At 43.9% G+C, this 659-nt stretch carries 2 protein-coding genes; both read left to right on the top strand.

What is annotated here, in order from left to right:
* Positions 1-263, top strand: a 263-nt coding sequence (locus R7O13_RS27750; RefSeq protein ID WP_318305307.1) for a histidine phosphatase family protein, incomplete at its 5' end; no start/stop codon positions are given.
* 145 nt (positions 264-408) lie between these two features.
* The coding region (locus tag R7O13_RS27745) for a hypothetical protein (RefSeq protein ID WP_318305306.1) at positions 409-659 on the top strand (251 nt) is incomplete at its 3' end.

Raw genomic sequence — 659 nt, 5'->3', positions numbered from 1 at the left:
ATGATTGGTACCTTCAAGCGCCAAACTGTGAAACTTATGAGTCGGTAAGGGAGCGTTTGTCCAGTTGGTTGAGTGATGTAACGCATGACGAAGACATTGTCGTGGTGAGCCATGGGCTAACAGGCATCGTGCTAAGAGGATTGCTGTTGGGTATGGATTACACTCAAGTTTGGCAGCAAGATTTACCTCAAGATGCCTTTTTCATTATCGAAGACGGTCGAATCACTCGTGTCAACTGTGTGGATGCTGTTGAGGTAGTCTGACTTGATTTGTTTATGTTTGCGTCTGCTTGATTTTGGTCAGTAATCAAAATAACTTAGTACACAGGCTTATAGAAAATACGCTTGCAAGGCTGATCATGGACGATTGGTCTCAAATGTACATTTATAGAATGTAATTCAAGGATGGATGATGACGTACAAAAAGTGGCTTTTTGCCGCAGCGCTGCTTTTAAGTGGCCCAACTTTACTGCCTTTTACTCTAGAGGCTATTGTGTTGATAGAAATCATCGGAATGGCGGGAGTGGTGGCACTTTATAGCGCTTATTCACAGTGGCTTTTTAAGCATCCGTTAACGGTTCGGGCTTGTGAGGTCGCGACGAGCCTAGATATCCAGCCTCAAAGAGTTATTACCAAACCAGATTTACGCTCTCTGCCTTA

The sequence above is a fragment of the Vibrio sp. Y176 genome (assembly GCF_033438945.1).
Note: the sequence above shows the minus strand (reverse complement) of the source record. Positions and strands in the feature narration are given on the sequence as shown.